The sequence below is a fragment of the Nonomuraea dietziae genome (assembly GCF_014195505.1).
Classification (GTDB): Bacteria; Actinomycetota; Actinomycetes; order Streptosporangiales; family Streptosporangiaceae; genus Nonomuraea; species Nonomuraea roseola.
On sequence record NZ_JACIBV010000001.1, the window covers coordinates 7,660,221 to 7,673,941 of the forward strand.

Genomic DNA, 13,721 nt, shown 5'->3' on the forward strand with positions numbered 1-13,721 from the left:
CCATGTCGCCGTTCCTGGCCGACCTGCGCAGCCGGGTCGGCAACGCGCTGCTGATGCTCCCGGCGGCCACCGGCTGCGTCTTCGACGACGAGGGCAGGCTGCTGGTGGCCCGCCACGCGGGGGAGAAGGGGCTGTGGGCGCCGCCAGGCGGCGGCATCGACCCCGACGAGCGTCCCGAGCACACGGTGGTGCGTGAGCTGCACGAGGAGCTCGGCGTCGACATCGAGGTACGCGGCCTGATCGGGGTCTTCGGCGGCCCGGAGTTCCGCACCACCTACCCCAACGGCCACCAGGTCGCCTACGTCAACGCCGTCTACGGCTGCGCGCTGGCCGGCGGGGTGCTCACCCCCGACGGCGAGGAGATCACCGACGCCCGTTTCGCCACCGAGGAGGAGCTGGCCGGCCTGCCGATGCCGGCCTGGAGTCCCCGCGTTCTGCCACAGGCGTTCGCCTGGTGGCGAGAGCGCTGGTCGGCATAGGCGAGAATTCTAAGGTGACCAGTAACCATCGCGCCGGATTCGCCTGCTTCGTCGGCCGCCCCAACGTCGGCAAGTCCACGCTGATGAACGCCCTGGTCGGCACCAAAGTGGCGATCACCTCCTCCAAGCCGCAGACCACCAGGCGCGTCATCAGGGGCATCGTGCACCGCCCCGACGCGCAGCTGATCATCGTCGACACCCCTGGCCTGCACCGGCCCCGCACGCTGCTGGGCGAGCGGCTCGACAGCCTGGTGCTGTCCACGCTGACCGAGGTCGACGTCATCGGGTTCTGCGTCCCCGCCAACGAGAAGATCGGCAAGGGTGACCGCTTCATCGCCGACAAGCTCGGCGCGGTGAAGAAGACGCCCGTCGTGGCGGTGGTCACCAAGTGCGACCTGGCCTCCAAGGAGCAGATCGCCGAGCAGTTGCTCGCACTCTCGCAGCTGGCCGAGTTCGCCCACATCGTGCCCGTCTCCTCCGAGTCGGGCGACAACCTCGGCCCGCTGGCCGACGTGCTGATCTCGGAGCTGCCCGAGTCGCCGCCGCTCTACGAGGGCGGTCAGCTGACCGACGAGCCCGAACAGGTGCTGGTGGGCGAGCTGATCAGGGAGGCGGCGCTCGAAGGGGTGCGCGACGAGCTGCCCCACTCGATCGCGGTGGTGGTCGACGAGATGCTGCCCCGCGAGGGGCGCGACGACCTGCTCGACATCTACGCGCACATGTTCGTCGAGCGTCCCTCGCAGAAGGCGATCGTCATCGGGCACAAGGGCGAGCGGCTGCGCGACGTGGGCACCAGGGCCCGCAAGCAGATCGAGGCGCTGCTCGGCACCCGCGTCTACCTCGACCTGCGCATCAGCGTGGCCAAGGACTGGCAGCGCGACCCGAAGCAGCTGCGCAGGCTGGGCTTCTACGACTGAGTTCCCTCTCCTGCCCGTACGGCAGGCGCGGCCGGCGCCTCCGCCCGGCGCGGCGTGCCGTCCGTCGCGGGTGCCCGCCCCAGCAGGACTCCGGTGGCCGTCGCCACCGCGCGTCGTCGGCCGCCTGGGTGGCGAACCCCCGCCGGAGGGCGCTGCCGTGTCCTCGCGACCCACATGTCACGCGCCGCATCCTGGCGGCGGGTCCTCGTGGCAGGCGGCCGGCTCTCTGCCCGTGACGTAGTGATGCAGGCTGGAGGCCCCCTCCAGCATGGCCGTCGAGCGCCAGGTCAGCTCCGCCTGCCGTCGCGCGATGGCGGCGCGAAGCGCCTCGCTGCTGCCCGTCCTGCGCAGGCCGTCGAGGATGGGCCGGATCTGGCTCATGGGATAGCGGCCCTGCCGCAGCATGTTGATCATTCGTGCGTCGCGGACGTCGGCCGAGCTGAAGGTGCGATATCCGGTGCCGGGCGCGCGCCGAGGCGTCAGCAGCCCCGCTGACTCCCACACCCTCAACGCCGAGGTGCGCACCCCGAGGTGGGCGGCCACCTCCCCGATGCGCATGCCTGACGACCGCGCCACGGAGCCGTCGACATCCTGCTGAGCCACCGCTTCGAGCGCTTCGCCGGCCGCGCGCAGGGAGAGCCGTTCGTCATGGAGCGCGGCATGAGCGGCATCCACCAGGCTGAGCGCGAGGCCCACGTCCCCCGCGTGGACGGCCTGCATGACGGAGCGCGCGGCCTCCCACCCGTATCCCCTCGAGAGGACGCGGTAGGTGAACAGCGCGCGGCGGTGCGCGCCGTCGAACCTGCGATAGCCGGCAGGTGTGCGCGGCGCGGGAGGCAGGATGCCGCAGTCGGCGTAGTTGCGGATCTGCTGGGTGGAGATGCCCGCCATACGGGCCAGGTCGACGGGGCGAAGCGCGCGGTCCACGCACGTGCTCCCTTCTCCGGCGGGTTCATGGCCTAGTTGAAGGTTAGCGCTCTCCTCCGCAGGAGACTGCCGTCGTCCTTGGCGCAAAGTCTCAACAGAACGCTTCAATGAGAAAATTGAAGGTGTGGATGACGGCAACAGACCTGGCGCATCCGTGCGCCAGATGTCACGAGGAGAAGAGAGTCATCGGGCGGTAGAGCCTGTCACCGCCCAACACACTCAGGGAAAGGGATCCGTGGTCTCCATCGACCAGACCAGCGAAGTCCTGCATCGCGCCGCCGACGGCCACGACGTGATCGAGGTGCGAGGCGCGAGGGAGAACAATCTGACAGGGGTCTCCCTCGACATCCCCAAGCGGCGGCTCACCGTCTTCACGGGGGTGTCGGGTTCGGGCAAGTCCTCACTCGTCTTCGACACGATCGCCGCCGAGTCACGGCGGCTCATCAACGAGACCTACACGGCGTTCATCCAGGGCTTCATGCCGAGCCTCAGCCGTCCCGACGTCGACGCGCTGCGCAACCTGAGCGCGGCGATCATCGTCGACCAGGAGCGGATGGGCGTCAACGCGCGCTCCACCGTGGGCACCGCCACCGACGCCCACACCATGCTGCGGATCATGTTCAGCCGGATCGGCAGCCCCTACGTCGGCCCGCCCTTCGCCTTCAGCTTCAACAGGGCGGAGGGCATGTGCCCCGAGTGCGAGGGGCTCGGCAAGGTCTCCGACATCGACGTCGACCAGCTGGTCGACAGGGAGCTCTCGCTGAACGACGGGGCGATCAAGGTGCCGGGGTTCGCGGTCGACACCTGGTACTGGCAGCTGATGGCGCACTCGGGCCTGTTCGATCCCGCCGTGAAGCTGAAGGACTACACCGCCGAGCAGTGGGAGGACTTCCTCCACAAGCCCGCCACCAAGATCAAGGTCGGTTCGAACAACCTCACCTACGAGGGGCTCGTCACCAAGGTCAGGCGGCTCTACCTCGCCAAGGACCGCGAGTCGATGCAGGCGCAGGCCCGGGCGTTCGCCGACCGGGCGGTCATGCTCACCGGCTGCCCCTCCTGCGGCGGCTCCAGGCTCAACGAGGCCGCCAGATCCTGCCTGATCGGCGGCCTCAGCATCACGCAGTGCTCCGCCATGCAGATCAACGATCTGGCCGCGTTCGTCAAGGGCATCGACAACCCGTCCGTCGGGCCGATGCTGGAGACGTTGGGCGACACCCTCGACTCCCTTGTCGAGATCGGACTCGGCTACCTGAGCCTGGACAGGGAGTCCTCCACGCTGTCGGGCGGCGAGGCCCAGCGGGTGAGGATGGTCAGGCACCTCGGCTCCAGCCTGACCGACGTCACCTACGTCTTCGACGAGCCCACCGCGGGGCTGCACCCGCACGACATCCAGCGGATGAACGACCTGCTGCTGCGCCTGCGCGACAAGGGCAACACCGTGCTCGTCGTCGAGCACAAGCCGGAGACGATCTCGATCGCCGACCATGTGGTCGACCTCGGCCCAGGAGCCGGTACGGCAGGCGGCAGCATCTGCTACAGCGGCGACCTCGACGGCCTGCGCGCCTCGGACACGCTGACGGGCCGCTACCTCGACCACCGCGTGACGCTGCGCGACAAGGTGCGCAAGCCCAGCGGGTACCTGCCGATCACCGGCGCTACCCTGCACAACCTGCGGAACGTGAGCGTCGACATCCCCCTCGGCGTGCTCACCGTCGTCACGGGTGTGGCGGGTTCGGGAAAGAGCTCCCTGATCCACGGCTACGTCGCGGGCAGGGAAGGCGTGGTCGTCGCCGACCAGTCGGCGATCCGCGGCTCCCGCCGGAGCAACCCCGCCACCTACACCGGCGTGCTCGACCCGATCCGCGCGGCGTTCGCCAAGGCGAACGGCGTGAAGCCGGGCCTGTTCAGCGCCAACTCCGAGGGCGCGTGCCCGACCTGCAAGGGCATCGGCCTTATCTACACCGACCTCGCCATGATGGCCGAGGTGGCGTCGGTGTGCGAGAAGTGCGAGGGCAAGCGGTTCACGCCCGAGGTGCTGACGTACCTGCTGCGCGGGAAGAACATCAGCGAGGTGCTCGGCATGCCGGTGGCCGAGGCGCGCGAGTTCTTCCCCAGCGGTCAGGCCAGGACGATCCTCGACAGGCTCGCGGCGGTCGGGCTCGGCTACCTGTCCCTCGGCCAGCCGCTCACCACGCTCTCGGGCGGCGAGCGGCAACGGCTCAAGCTCGCCATCCACATGGCGAGGAACGGCACGACCTACGTCCTGGACGAGCCGACCACCGGGCTGCACCTGGCCGACGTCGACCAGCTGCTGGCCCTGCTCGACCGCCTGGTCGACGACGGCAACACGGTCATCGTCATCGAGCACCACCAGGCCGTGATGGCCCACGCCGACTGGATCATCGACCTCGGGCCGGGAGCGGGACACGACGGTGGCCAGGTGGTCTTCTCGGGCTCGCCCGAGGAGCTCGTCGAGAGCGGCGACTCCCTGACCGCCAGGCATCTGCGCGCCTACGTCGGCAGGGCGTAGGGCTCCGGCCGTCTCCTGCCCCCGCTGACGGCGCGTGTCACGGCGGCGCGCCGGAGTCGTGCTGGAGCGGCGTGATGGACGGGCGGTCGGCGGTGACCGCGGTGGCCTCTCGCCGGCTTGCCGTACGGGATCTCAGGACTCGGGCGAGCCGGCGCGAGGAGGGCGGGGGAGGCACAGGAGGGCGAGCACGGTCACCGCGAGCGCGGCGGCGAGGGCGGCGAACCAGCCGGCGCGCAGGCCAGGCTCGATCGACAGCATGCCGAGATCGACCGACACCCTGTCGGCGATGCCGCGAGGGTCAGCGACGTAGACCACCAGCAGCACGCACGCCGCCGCGCCCGGCAGGGCGGCGAGCGCGGTCAGCAGGCGGCCGCGCAGCGCTCCTGCCGCGCCGAGCGCGGCGGCGGCCAGCCCCGCGACGAGCGTGTAGACCCCGAACGGGTCGTCGACGCCGCGGACGTCCTGGCTGAGGCCCGCGCCCAGCAGGTCGAGCCTGGCGTCGACGCCGGCCCACGGCAGCAGCGCGGTGAAGGACAGCAGCAGTCCCGCGAGGACGACGGCGACGGCGAGGCCCCTCCGGCTGGGGCGAGGATGGGTGTCGGCCACGCCCTCACGATACGCCCGCCTCTCGCGAGATCCCGATCACCATCTCGCGGCGGCGGTCTCCGCACAGCAGACCTCCCGCTCGCGGTGATCGGTCAGTGCGAGCGGGAGGTCGTGAAGAGTGGTCAGACGGCTTCGGCCGGGACGGTGGCCGGTGCGCTGACGGGGCGGTGCGCCTGCCTGCGCTCCAGCAGGCCGGAGATCACGGCCAGCACGAACGCGGAGCCCGCCAGCAGCGCGCCCACCCAGTTCGGGGCGGTGATGCCGAGTCCGGCCGAGATGACGACCCCGCCGAGCCACGCGGCCAGCGCGTTGCCGAGGTTGAAGGCGCCCACGTTGACGGCCGAGGCGAGCGTCGGCGCGCCCGAGGCCAGGTCGAGCACCCTCTTCTGCAGCGGCGGGACGGTCGCGAAGCCGAGGGTGCCGATCAGCAGGACGGCCACGGCCGAGGCGAGCTGCGAGTAGGCGGCGAAGGTGAACAGGCCGAGCACCACGGCCAGCGCCGCCAGCGAGACGTACAGCAGGGGCATCAGCGCGCGGTCCGCGAGCCGTCCGCCGACGAGGTTGCCGATCACCATGCCGACGCCGAGCAGGACGAGCATCCACGTGAGGCCGGCCTCCCCGAACCCCGCGGCCTCGGTCATCATCGGCGCGATGTAGGTGATGGCGGCGAAGACGCCGCCGAAGCCGAGCACGGTCATGGCCATGGCGAGCAGGACCTGGACGTTGCCGAGGGCGGCCACCTCGCGGCGGACGAGTCCTGCCCTCGCCGCGTTCAGGTCGCGGGAGCCCTGGTCGGCGGGGACGAGCAGCGCGACGCCGATCACCGCGACCACGCCGAGCGCGGCGACGACGGCGAAGGTGAGGCGCCATCCGGCCTGCTGGCCGAGCGCGGTGCCGAGCGGCACGCCGACGAGGTTGGCCACGGTGAGCCCGGTGAACATCAGCGCGATCGCGCTGGCCCGCTTGTGCGGTGCGACCAGGTTGGCCGCCACGACCGAGCCGATGCCGAAGAAGGCGCCGTGGGCCAGTGAGGCCACGACGCGGCCGCCGAGCATGACGCCGAAGGCGGGGGCGACGGCCGAGAGCAGGTTGCCCACGACGAAGATGCCCATCAGCGCCATCAGCATGTGCTTGCGGGAGACGCGGGTGCCGAGGATGGTCATGAAGGGAGCGCCGACGAGGACGCCCACGGCGTATCCGGTGACCAGGTACCCGGCCGTCGGGATGGAGACGCCGAACTCCGCGGCGACCTGGGGCAGCAGCCCCATGATGACGAATTCGGTCGTCCCGATCCCGAAAGCGCCGATGGCCAGGGCCAGAAGTGCGATGGGCATGTCAGATCCCCCGAGTAGAAGAGTGGAACGCGCTCACAATAATTGCAGGCGCGGGCTAAATGCAAACGCATGTTTTTGCGCGATGGAGGTACCCTGGAGGCATGTCGAACCTTCTCGCCCAGAGCTGGTGCACGCTGTCGGCGCTCCACAACCGGATCGACGGCCACGTCGAGCGCGCGCTGCAGGCGGCCCACGAGCTCAGCGTCCGCGAGTTCTCGGCGATGCTGCTGCTCAGCGGGCAGCACTCGGGCGAGGGCGGGCACCTGAGGATGAACCAGCTCGCCGACGCGCTGGGGCTCAGCCAGAGCGCGACGACCAGGCTGGTGACGCGGCTGGAGGACAGAGGACTGCTGTCGAGGTACCTGTGCGCCACCGACCGGCGGGGCATCTACACCGAGGTCACGGCCGCGGGGCGGGAACTGCTCGACCAGGCGCGCCCGACCAACGACGCGGCCCTGAAGGAGGCGCTGGACGAGGCGGAGCAGCACCCCGAGCTGGTCCCGCTGGTGGCGGCGGTCCGTGCCCTCGACTCCACCTGGCCCCAGGTCCCCACTCCGGCGTAGCTCTCGCGCCCGCGCCAGGCCGCATCAACCTCTCGCTGGTCGGCCGGGGTCCGGGCCGGTCACCAGGCGATCTGGGCCTCGCCCAGGCCGAGGCGACGGCGCAGCTCGACGGCGTCGGCGGCGAGGGCGGAGACGAGCACGCCGGGCCCCGCCAGCGGCAACACGGCCACACCCTCCGCGACGACACCGCCTCCGCGAACACCCGTCGCGCCCTGGCCTGGCGCGTTCGCGCCGATCGGGCCCTCCGCGGCCGAAGCGCCGGCCTGCCCGGCGGTGAGCCCAGGGGAACCGCTCTTCGGGGTGGCCGGGTGCGGGGGCGCGGCCAGGAGCGTGGTGCCGACGCAGCGGGCTGAGCCGTAGATCGCGGACGAGCCGTCGAGCGAGGGGTCGCCGACGGTGAGTTCCTGGCGAAGCAGCGGACGCCCCTCCACCATGGCGTCGAACCCCGCGACGCAGCGGCCGGGCGCCTCGCCGTACCGGCCGAAGATGATCTCCTCACGCCAGCGCGCCCGCGCGCCCTCGGCCAGGGTGAGCCGTACCACCATGCGGTGCGCGCAACCGGCGGCCAGCACGGTCGGCTCGGGCGCGAACGACAGGACGGCGCCCTCTCCGACCCTCGCGGTGATCACCGAGAGCGACTCGCCGTCGCCGGGCAGCACCAGCGTGCTCGCGATCGAGCCGATCTCGAGCCGGGTTCCCGGCGCGACGTCCAGATCGAGAGAGAGGTGGTCGCCGCCGAGGGGGCCCGCGGCCGTGGAGACCAGATGGACGGTGTGCGGGCCCGTCTGGCGCAGCGTGAGCGGCGGGTCGGAGCGCAGCAGGGGCAGGATGGTCCGTCCACCTGACAACGCGGTGGACACGGCCGCGCTCGCCCGCATCCTGCGCCGCCCCGCCACCTCACCCGCCCCCGGGGTGCGGTGGGACAGGGCGACCGGCGCTGGATACCTCCGGGGTGGTAGGGGGAGGGACATCAGGCGACGGGAGCGTGCGCGTGAGACCAGCCGTGGACCCGCTCGGCGACCCACGCCGCCACCTCGCCCGCGCCGCCCTGCCTGATCGAGGTGAAGAGCACCGGCCTGCCCTCTCGTACGGCTCCGGCGTCGCGCTCCATCACGCCGAGGTCCGCGCCCACCAGCGGCGCGAGATCGGTCTTGTTGACCACGAGCAGATCCGCGGTCGTCACGCCGGGGCCGCCCTTGCGCGGGACCTTGTCGCCGCCCGAGACGTCCAGCACGAAGATCTGCGCGTCGGCCAGCCCCCTGCTGAACGTCGCGGTCAGGTTGTCCCCGCCGCTCTCCACGATCACCAGGTCGAGCGGGCCGAACCGCTCCTCCAGCGTCTCCACCGCGTCGAGGTTGGCGGCGATGTCGTCGCGGATCGCGGTGTGCGGGCAGCAGCCGGTCTCCACGGCCAGGATGCGCTCGGGGTCGAGCACGCCGGCCCTGCGCAGGAAGTCGGCGTCCTCGGTGGTGTAGATGTCGTTGGTCACCACGCCGAGGCGCAGCTCGGGGCCGAGCGCGCGGCACAGCGCCGCCACCAGGGCCGTCTTGCCGCTGCCGACGGGCCCGCCGATGCCCAGGCGCAGGGCGCGGCCGTGACCGTCGGGTGCGTGGTGGTGGTCCTCGTGGTTGGCGCCCATGGTGGTCCTTTCCTAGGAGACGAAGAGTCTGAGGCCGGCCCGTGCGTGCCGTTCGGCCAGCAGGTCGAGCGCGGGAGCGGAGGTCGCGGGCAGCACCTCGGCCGCCGCCGCCCGCTCCGCCACGGCGTCGAGGTCGGGGGCGAGGCCGGCGAGCAGGCGGTGCACCTCGACGGGGTCCAGGCCGAGCAGGCGCACCGCGGCCGTGGCCGCTCCCGCCACCGCGTGGTAGGCGGCCGCCATGGCGGCCTCGTCCGGCGGCACTCCCGCCGCGTGCGCCACCGCGCCGAGCGCGACGGGGTGATGGGGGTTCGGTACGGCGAGGGCCAGCTCCTCCAGCACCGGCGAGGGCCACACCCGCCTGGCGACCCTGAGCAGGAGCCTGCCCTGCTGCCGGTTGGCCTCGCGCTGGGCGGGAGAGGCGGTGCGCGCGTCGGCCTCGGCGTCCAGCTCCGCCCAGGTCATCGGGGCGGGCGGCGTGGGGGAGCGGCCGGCGCTGCGGCAGGCGGCGGCGGTCAGTCCTGCGGCGACCAGGCCCGCGGTGTGCAGGCGCCCCGCGAGGAAGCCGCGCAAGGAGGCGAGGTCGTGCACCGCCCCCGTCTTGACGGCCTGTTCCGCGCCGCCCGAGTGGGCGTGGCCACCGGCGGGCAGGCGCGAGTCGGCCAGCAGGAGCAGGGCGGCGCTCATCAGAACAGGAAGTAACGCTGGGCCATGGGCAGTTCCACGGCCGGCGCGGGCTCGATCAGCTCCCCGTCCACCCGCACCTCGAAGGTGTCGGGCGCGATCTCGATCCGGGGCAGCGCGTCGTTGAGCGGCATGGCCTCCTTGCCGCGCCGCCGTACGTCGGCGACGGGAGCCAGGCGGCGACGCACGTCGAGCCGGTCGGCGAGGCCCGACTCCAGCGCGAGGGGGGAGACGAAGTGGAGCGAGGTGGCGGCGGCGGTGAGCGGCGACGCGCCGAACATCGGCCTGGGCATGACCGGTTGCGGCGTGGGGATGGAGGCGTTGGCGTCGCCCATCTGCGCCCAGGCGACGACGCCGCCCTTCAGCACCAGTGTGGGCTTCACGCCGAAGAAGGCGGGGTCCCACAGCACGAGGTCGGCCAGCTTGCCCACCTCGACCGAGCCCACCTCGGCGTCGAGGCCGTGCGCGATCGCCGGGCAGATCGTGTACTTGGCGATGTAGCGGCGGGCGCGCAGGTTGTCGTCGAGGCCGCCTCTGCGCGCCTTCATGACGTGCGCGGTCTGCCACGTACGGATGATCGTCTCGCCGACGCGCCCCATCGCCTGGGAGTCCGAGCCGATCATGGAGATCGCGCCCATGTCGTGCAGGACGTCCTCGGCCGCCATGGTGGACGGCCTGATCCGCGACTCGGCGAAGGCCAGGTCCTCGGGGATCGACGGGCTCAGGTGGTGGCAGACCATGAGCATGTCGAGGTGCTCGTCGAGGGTGTTGACCGTGTGCGGCCTGGTCGGGTTCGTGGAGGAGGGCAGGATGTTGTGGTGGGCGGCCACCTTGATGATGTCGGGCGCGTGCCCGCCGCCCGCGCCCTCGGTGTGGTAGGCGTGGATCATCCGGTCGCCGATCGCCTTGAGCGTCGACTCGACGAAGCCCGCCTCGTTGAGCGTGTCGGTGTGGATCGTCACCTGCACGCCTGTCGCGTCCGCCACCGTCAGGCAGGCGTCGATCGCGGCGGGCGTGGTGCCCCAGTCCTCGTGGAGCTTGAAGCCGGAGGCCCCGGCCCGCAGCTGTTCGAGCAGGCCCTCGGTGCTGACCGTGTTGCCCTTGCCGAGCAGCGCGACGTTGACGGGAAAGGAGTCGAGCGACTCCAGCATGTGGCGCAGGTACCAGGCGCCGGTGACCGTGGTCGCCTTGGTGCCCTCGACGGGCCCGGTGCCGCCGCCGACGATCGTGGTGACGCCCGAGCCGATGGCCTCGGTGAGGACCTGCGGGCAGATCAGGTGGACGTGGGAGTCGACGGCCCCCGCCGTGAGGATCTTGCCGTTGCCCGCGAGGATCTCGGTGGAGGGGCCGATGACGATGTCGACGCCGTCCATGGTGTCGGGGTTGCCCGCCTTGCCGACGGCGGTGATCCTGCCGTCCCTGACGGCGACGTCGGCCTTGACCACCCCCCAGTGGTCGAGGATGACGGCGCCGGTGATGACCAGGTCGGCCGCGCCCTCGGCGCGGGTCGTGCGGGCCTGGCCCATGGACTCGCGGATCACCTTGCCGCCGCCGAACACCGCCTCGTCGCCCGCCCCCGACGGCCCCATGGACAGGTCCTCGGTGACCTCGATGAACAGGTCGGTGTCGGCGAGTCTGATGCGGTCGCCCGTGGTCGGGCCGTAGAGGGCGGCGTAGCGGGCGCGGGAGATCTCAGACATCGAGCGGCCCCGCCCACTCGGGGCGCAGCCCCGGCACGATCCGCCGTCCCGCCAGGGGGACGAGCGTCACGTCCCGCTCGACCCCCGGTTCGAACCTGACCGCGGTGCCGGCGGGAACGTCGAGCCGCATGCCCCATGCCGCCTTCCTGTCGAAGTCGAGGCCGGGGTTGGCCGCCGAGAAGTGGTAGTGCGAGCCGACCTGGATCGGCCGGTCGGCGGTGTTGACCACGCGCACCGTGAGGCGCGGCCGTCCCGGGTTCAGCGGGACGGCGCCCGCGGGGTGCTCGTACTCGCCGGGGATCACGGGATCGGCCTGTGCACGGTGACGAGCTTGGTGCCGTCGGGGAAGGTCGCCTCGACCTGCACCGACTCCAGCATCTCGGGCACGCCGTCCATGACGTCGGCGCGGGCCAGCACCTGCCGGCCCGCCTGCATCAGGTCGGCGACGGTGCGTCCGTCCCTGGCCCCCTCCATCAGGAACGACGCGATGAGCGCGGTGGCCTCGGGGTGGTTGAGCCGCAGGCCTCTGGCCCGGCGGTCGCGCGCGACCCCGGCGGCGACGTGGATGAGCAGGCGTTCCTGCTCGTGTGGGGTAAGCCGCATGGCCGGACATTAGAAATGCGCGGTTACCTGGGCGTTGCGCGGCCGTGTCGGAGAGGTTTCGGGCTCAGCGCCCGCTCAGCGCCCGCTCAGCGGTCGCTCAGCGGGAGAGGGTGAACACCGTCAGCACCGCCGCGTGGTCGGAGGTCCAGGCGTTGTCCTTGTGGTTCGGGATCGCGGTCGGCGCGCCCTCGACCACCGCCGCCGAGCTCGCCACCTCGAGCGCGCCCTTGTAGTGGATGAAGTCGATGCGGTCCTGCGGCTCGGGCTCGCCCTTGTGGGAGTCGTGCCCGTAGCCCCCCGTGAAGGTGGGGTAGACCGGCGACCAGGTGACGCCCGGCTCGGCGACGGGGTCGGGGTGGGCGACGCGGAAGGAGTCGCGCAGCCCCGCCTGCTCGGGGACGACGGAGGTCGGCCAGGCGACCGAGTCGTAGCCGCACCTCCTGGCGGCGGGGGTCCAGTCGAGGTGGGACGGGGCGTTGAAGTCGCCCATGAGGAGCACGGGGGTGCGCTCGGCTGACTCCAGGTCGACGGCCATCGCCCTGACGACGTCCTGGATCTGCGGGGTGCGGCCCGACTGGGCCTCCCTTGCCATCAGCCTGTCGACGGAGTACCTGCCGAAGCAGGCGTCGTAGGGGCCGTACGGCGTGTAGCCAAGGTGGACGTTCCACAGCGCCACCTCGCTGCCGCGCCGGTCGTCGATCCTGATCCGCACGTTCGAGGCGGGCAGTCCCGACTCCGAGGGCAGCGGGCCGCGCGAGGTGATCGGGTAGCGGCTGATGACGCCGAGGTCGGCTCCCGCCTGGTAGTAGTCCCAGCCGAGCGCCTCGCCCAGCTCCTTGGCGGAGGTGCCGCTGCTCTCCTGCAGGCCGACGACGTCGATGTCGCGCTCGAGCAGGAACGTCAGCTGCTTCTCCCTGCCGCCGCGCACCTGGCTGCCGCCGTGCCAGAGGTTCCAGCTCAGCGTCTTCAGCTCGGGCACCAGCGGCGCTCCCGGAGGCCTGACCTCGACGCTGACCTGCGCGGTCGCGCTCTCGCCCGCGGCGCCCCTAGCCTCGACCGTGGCGGTGGCCGTCTTGGACGAGGCCGAGGCGGGCGGCGTGCCGGTGATCGTGCCGTCCTGGCCGACGGTCAGCCAGCCTGGGCCGCTGACCTTGCGGAAGCCGGAGACCTCGCCCCTGACCAGGCCCCGGACGGTGGCGGCGTAGGGGCTCCCTGCGCGGGCGTTGCGCAGCGGGATGGACGAGGTCACGAAGCGGAGGGGCTCGCTGCTCACGATCCTCAGCTTGGCGGGCTGGGCGAGCCAGGCGTAGCCGTCCTCGGCCAGGGCGTAGGCGACGTAGTCACCGGGCTCGAGGCCGTCCGTGTCGAGCCGGGCCGTGCCGCTGCCGCTCGGGATGTAGGCCCACTTCAGCGAGGGGCCGACGTACTTCTGGTCGACGGGGCCGTTGCCGGGGTCGGTGTAGAGGCCGATCCAGTTCTTCGGGTGAGGCGCGGGGGTGGAGTAGGTGAACGTGATCGCGTCGCCTGCCTTCACGGAGGCGGAGGCGGGGGTCAGCGTGCCGTCGGGGGCGGCCCACGCCGCTGCGGGCGTCGCGGTGAGGGCCAGGGCCGCGAGGACGGCGATGGCGAGGCGCATGGAGGCTCCTTGTCCGTGGATGAGCGGGAGAAGCGTCTCGCGGGCAAGTAAAGACCAGATGTACACAGTCTGGCTAGCCCATTGCGATCTCCAACTGGACAAGCGT

The 13,721-nt window shown here is 71.9% G+C and carries 14 protein-coding genes; 4 read left to right on the forward strand and 10 right to left on the reverse strand.

Going from position 1 to position 13,721, the window contains the following annotated elements:
* The first annotated feature begins 2 nt into the window (after positions 1-2).
* Positions 3-479 (forward strand): NUDIX domain-containing protein, encoded by a 477-nt coding sequence (locus tag FHR33_RS36490; protein WP_246453397.1) that lies wholly within the window; start codon positions 3-5, stop codon positions 477-479.
* A gap of 14 nt (positions 480-493) precedes the next feature.
* The gene (era, locus tag FHR33_RS36495; protein WP_183657766.1) at positions 494-1,396 is read left to right on the forward strand and encodes a GTPase Era; all 903 of its coding nucleotides are present in this window, start codon (positions 494-496) and stop codon (positions 1,394-1,396) included.
* A 177-nt stretch (positions 1,397-1,573) separates the two neighbouring features.
* On the opposite strand, the gene FHR33_RS36500 is transcribed toward era, so the two are convergent.
* Positions 1,574-2,323 (reverse strand): MerR family transcriptional regulator, encoded by a 750-nt coding sequence (locus tag FHR33_RS36500; RefSeq protein WP_312895884.1) that lies wholly within the window; start codon positions 2,321-2,323, stop codon positions 1,574-1,576.
* Between the two features lie 163 nt (positions 2,324-2,486).
* Between FHR33_RS36500 and FHR33_RS36505 the strand changes: the two genes are divergently transcribed.
* On the forward strand, positions 2,487-4,853 hold the full coding sequence (locus tag FHR33_RS36505) for an ATP-binding cassette domain-containing protein (protein ID WP_183657768.1): 2,367 nt from the start codon (positions 2,487-2,489) through the stop codon (positions 4,851-4,853).
* Between the two features lie 132 nt (positions 4,854-4,985).
* Here FHR33_RS36505 and FHR33_RS36510 read toward each other — a convergent pair whose 3' ends face one another.
* Positions 4,986-5,459 (reverse strand): hypothetical protein, encoded by a 474-nt coding sequence (locus FHR33_RS36510; RefSeq protein WP_183657770.1) that lies wholly within the window; start codon positions 5,457-5,459, stop codon positions 4,986-4,988.
* A 122-nt stretch (positions 5,460-5,581) separates the two neighbouring features.
* Complete coding sequence (locus FHR33_RS36515; protein WP_183657772.1) at positions 5,582-6,793, reverse strand: MFS transporter; 1,212 nt, start codon at positions 6,791-6,793, stop codon at positions 5,582-5,584.
* Positions 6,794-6,894: 101 nt separating this feature from the next.
* Here FHR33_RS36515 and FHR33_RS36520 point away from each other — a divergent pair, with 101 nt between their 5' ends.
* Positions 6,895-7,356, forward strand: coding sequence for a MarR family winged helix-turn-helix transcriptional regulator (locus FHR33_RS36520; RefSeq protein ID WP_183657774.1), 462 nt, complete (start codon positions 6,895-6,897; stop codon positions 7,354-7,356).
* Positions 7,357-7,415: 59 nt separating this feature from the next.
* Here FHR33_RS36520 and FHR33_RS36525 read toward each other — a convergent pair whose 3' ends face one another.
* The 7 genes from FHR33_RS36525 to FHR33_RS36555 all read right to left on the reverse strand — a co-directional run bounded on the left by FHR33_RS36525 (position 7,416) and on the right by FHR33_RS36555 (position 13,615).
* Positions 7,416-8,327: an urease accessory protein UreD gene (locus tag FHR33_RS36525; RefSeq protein WP_246452294.1), complete on the reverse strand. Its 912-nt coding sequence runs from the start codon at positions 8,325-8,327 to the stop codon at positions 7,416-7,418.
* Complete coding sequence (gene ureG / locus FHR33_RS36530) at positions 8,327-8,995, reverse strand: urease accessory protein UreG (protein ID WP_183657777.1); 669 nt, start codon at positions 8,993-8,995, stop codon at positions 8,327-8,329. Before ureG ends, FHR33_RS36525 begins: the two co-directional genes overlap by 1 nt.
* A 12-nt stretch (positions 8,996-9,007) precedes the next feature.
* Positions 9,008-9,679 carry an urease accessory protein UreF gene (locus tag FHR33_RS36535; RefSeq protein ID WP_183657779.1) on the reverse strand — a complete coding sequence of 224 codons (672 nt, stop codon included), beginning with the start codon at positions 9,677-9,679 and terminating at the stop codon, positions 9,008-9,010.
* Positions 9,679-11,376, reverse strand: a complete 1,698-nt coding sequence (locus tag FHR33_RS36540; protein WP_183657781.1) for an urease subunit alpha — start codon at positions 11,374-11,376, stop codon at positions 9,679-9,681. Before FHR33_RS36540 ends, FHR33_RS36535 begins: the two co-directional genes overlap by 1 nt.
* On the reverse strand, positions 11,369-11,680 hold the full coding sequence (locus FHR33_RS36545; RefSeq protein ID WP_183657783.1) for an urease subunit beta: 312 nt from the start codon (positions 11,678-11,680) through the stop codon (positions 11,369-11,371). Before FHR33_RS36545 ends, FHR33_RS36540 begins: the two co-directional genes overlap by 8 nt.
* A complete protein-coding gene (locus tag FHR33_RS36550; protein ID WP_183657785.1) occupies positions 11,677-11,979 on the reverse strand; it encodes an urease subunit gamma in 303 nt (100 codons plus the stop codon). The genes FHR33_RS36545 and FHR33_RS36550 overlap by 4 nt, the downstream gene beginning before the upstream one ends.
* A 97-nt stretch (positions 11,980-12,076) precedes the next feature.
* Positions 12,077-13,615, reverse strand: a complete 1,539-nt coding sequence (locus FHR33_RS36555; RefSeq protein ID WP_183657787.1) for an endonuclease/exonuclease/phosphatase family protein — start codon at positions 13,613-13,615, stop codon at positions 12,077-12,079.
* Positions 13,616-13,721 lie beyond the last annotated feature (106 nt).

Bases quoted from the DNA above. Each gene is read 5' to 3' on its own strand.
- FHR33_RS36490 (WP_246453397.1), top strand. From the start codon at position 3: ATGTCGCCGTTCCTGGCCGACCTGCGCAGCCGGGTCGGCAACGCGCTG.
- FHR33_RS36540 (WP_183657781.1), bottom strand. From the start codon at position 11,376: ATGTCTGAGATCTCCCGCGCCCGCTACGCCGCCCTCTACGGCCCGACC.
- FHR33_RS36555 (WP_183657787.1), bottom strand. From the start codon at position 13,615: ATGCGCCTCGCCATCGCCGTCCTCGCGGCCCTGGCCCTCACCGCGACG.
- FHR33_RS36535 (WP_183657779.1), bottom strand. From the start codon at position 9,679: ATGAGCGCCGCCCTGCTCCTGCTGGCCGACTCGCGCCTGCCCGCCGGT.
- FHR33_RS36550 (WP_183657785.1), bottom strand. From the start codon at position 11,979: ATGCGGCTTACCCCACACGAGCAGGAACGCCTGCTCATCCACGTCGCC.
- ureG (WP_183657777.1), bottom strand. From the start codon at position 8,995: ATGGGCGCCAACCACGAGGACCACCACCACGCACCCGACGGTCACGGC.
- FHR33_RS36525 (WP_246452294.1), bottom strand. From the start codon at position 8,327: ATGTCCCTCCCCCTACCACCCCGGAGGTATCCAGCGCCGGTCGCCCTG.
- FHR33_RS36520 (WP_183657774.1), top strand. From the start codon at position 6,895: ATGTCGAACCTTCTCGCCCAGAGCTGGTGCACGCTGTCGGCGCTCCAC.
- FHR33_RS36515 (WP_183657772.1), bottom strand. From the start codon at position 6,793: ATGCCCATCGCACTTCTGGCCCTGGCCATCGGCGCTTTCGGGATCGGG.
- FHR33_RS36505 (WP_183657768.1), top strand. From the start codon at position 2,487: ATGTCACGAGGAGAAGAGAGTCATCGGGCGGTAGAGCCTGTCACCGCC.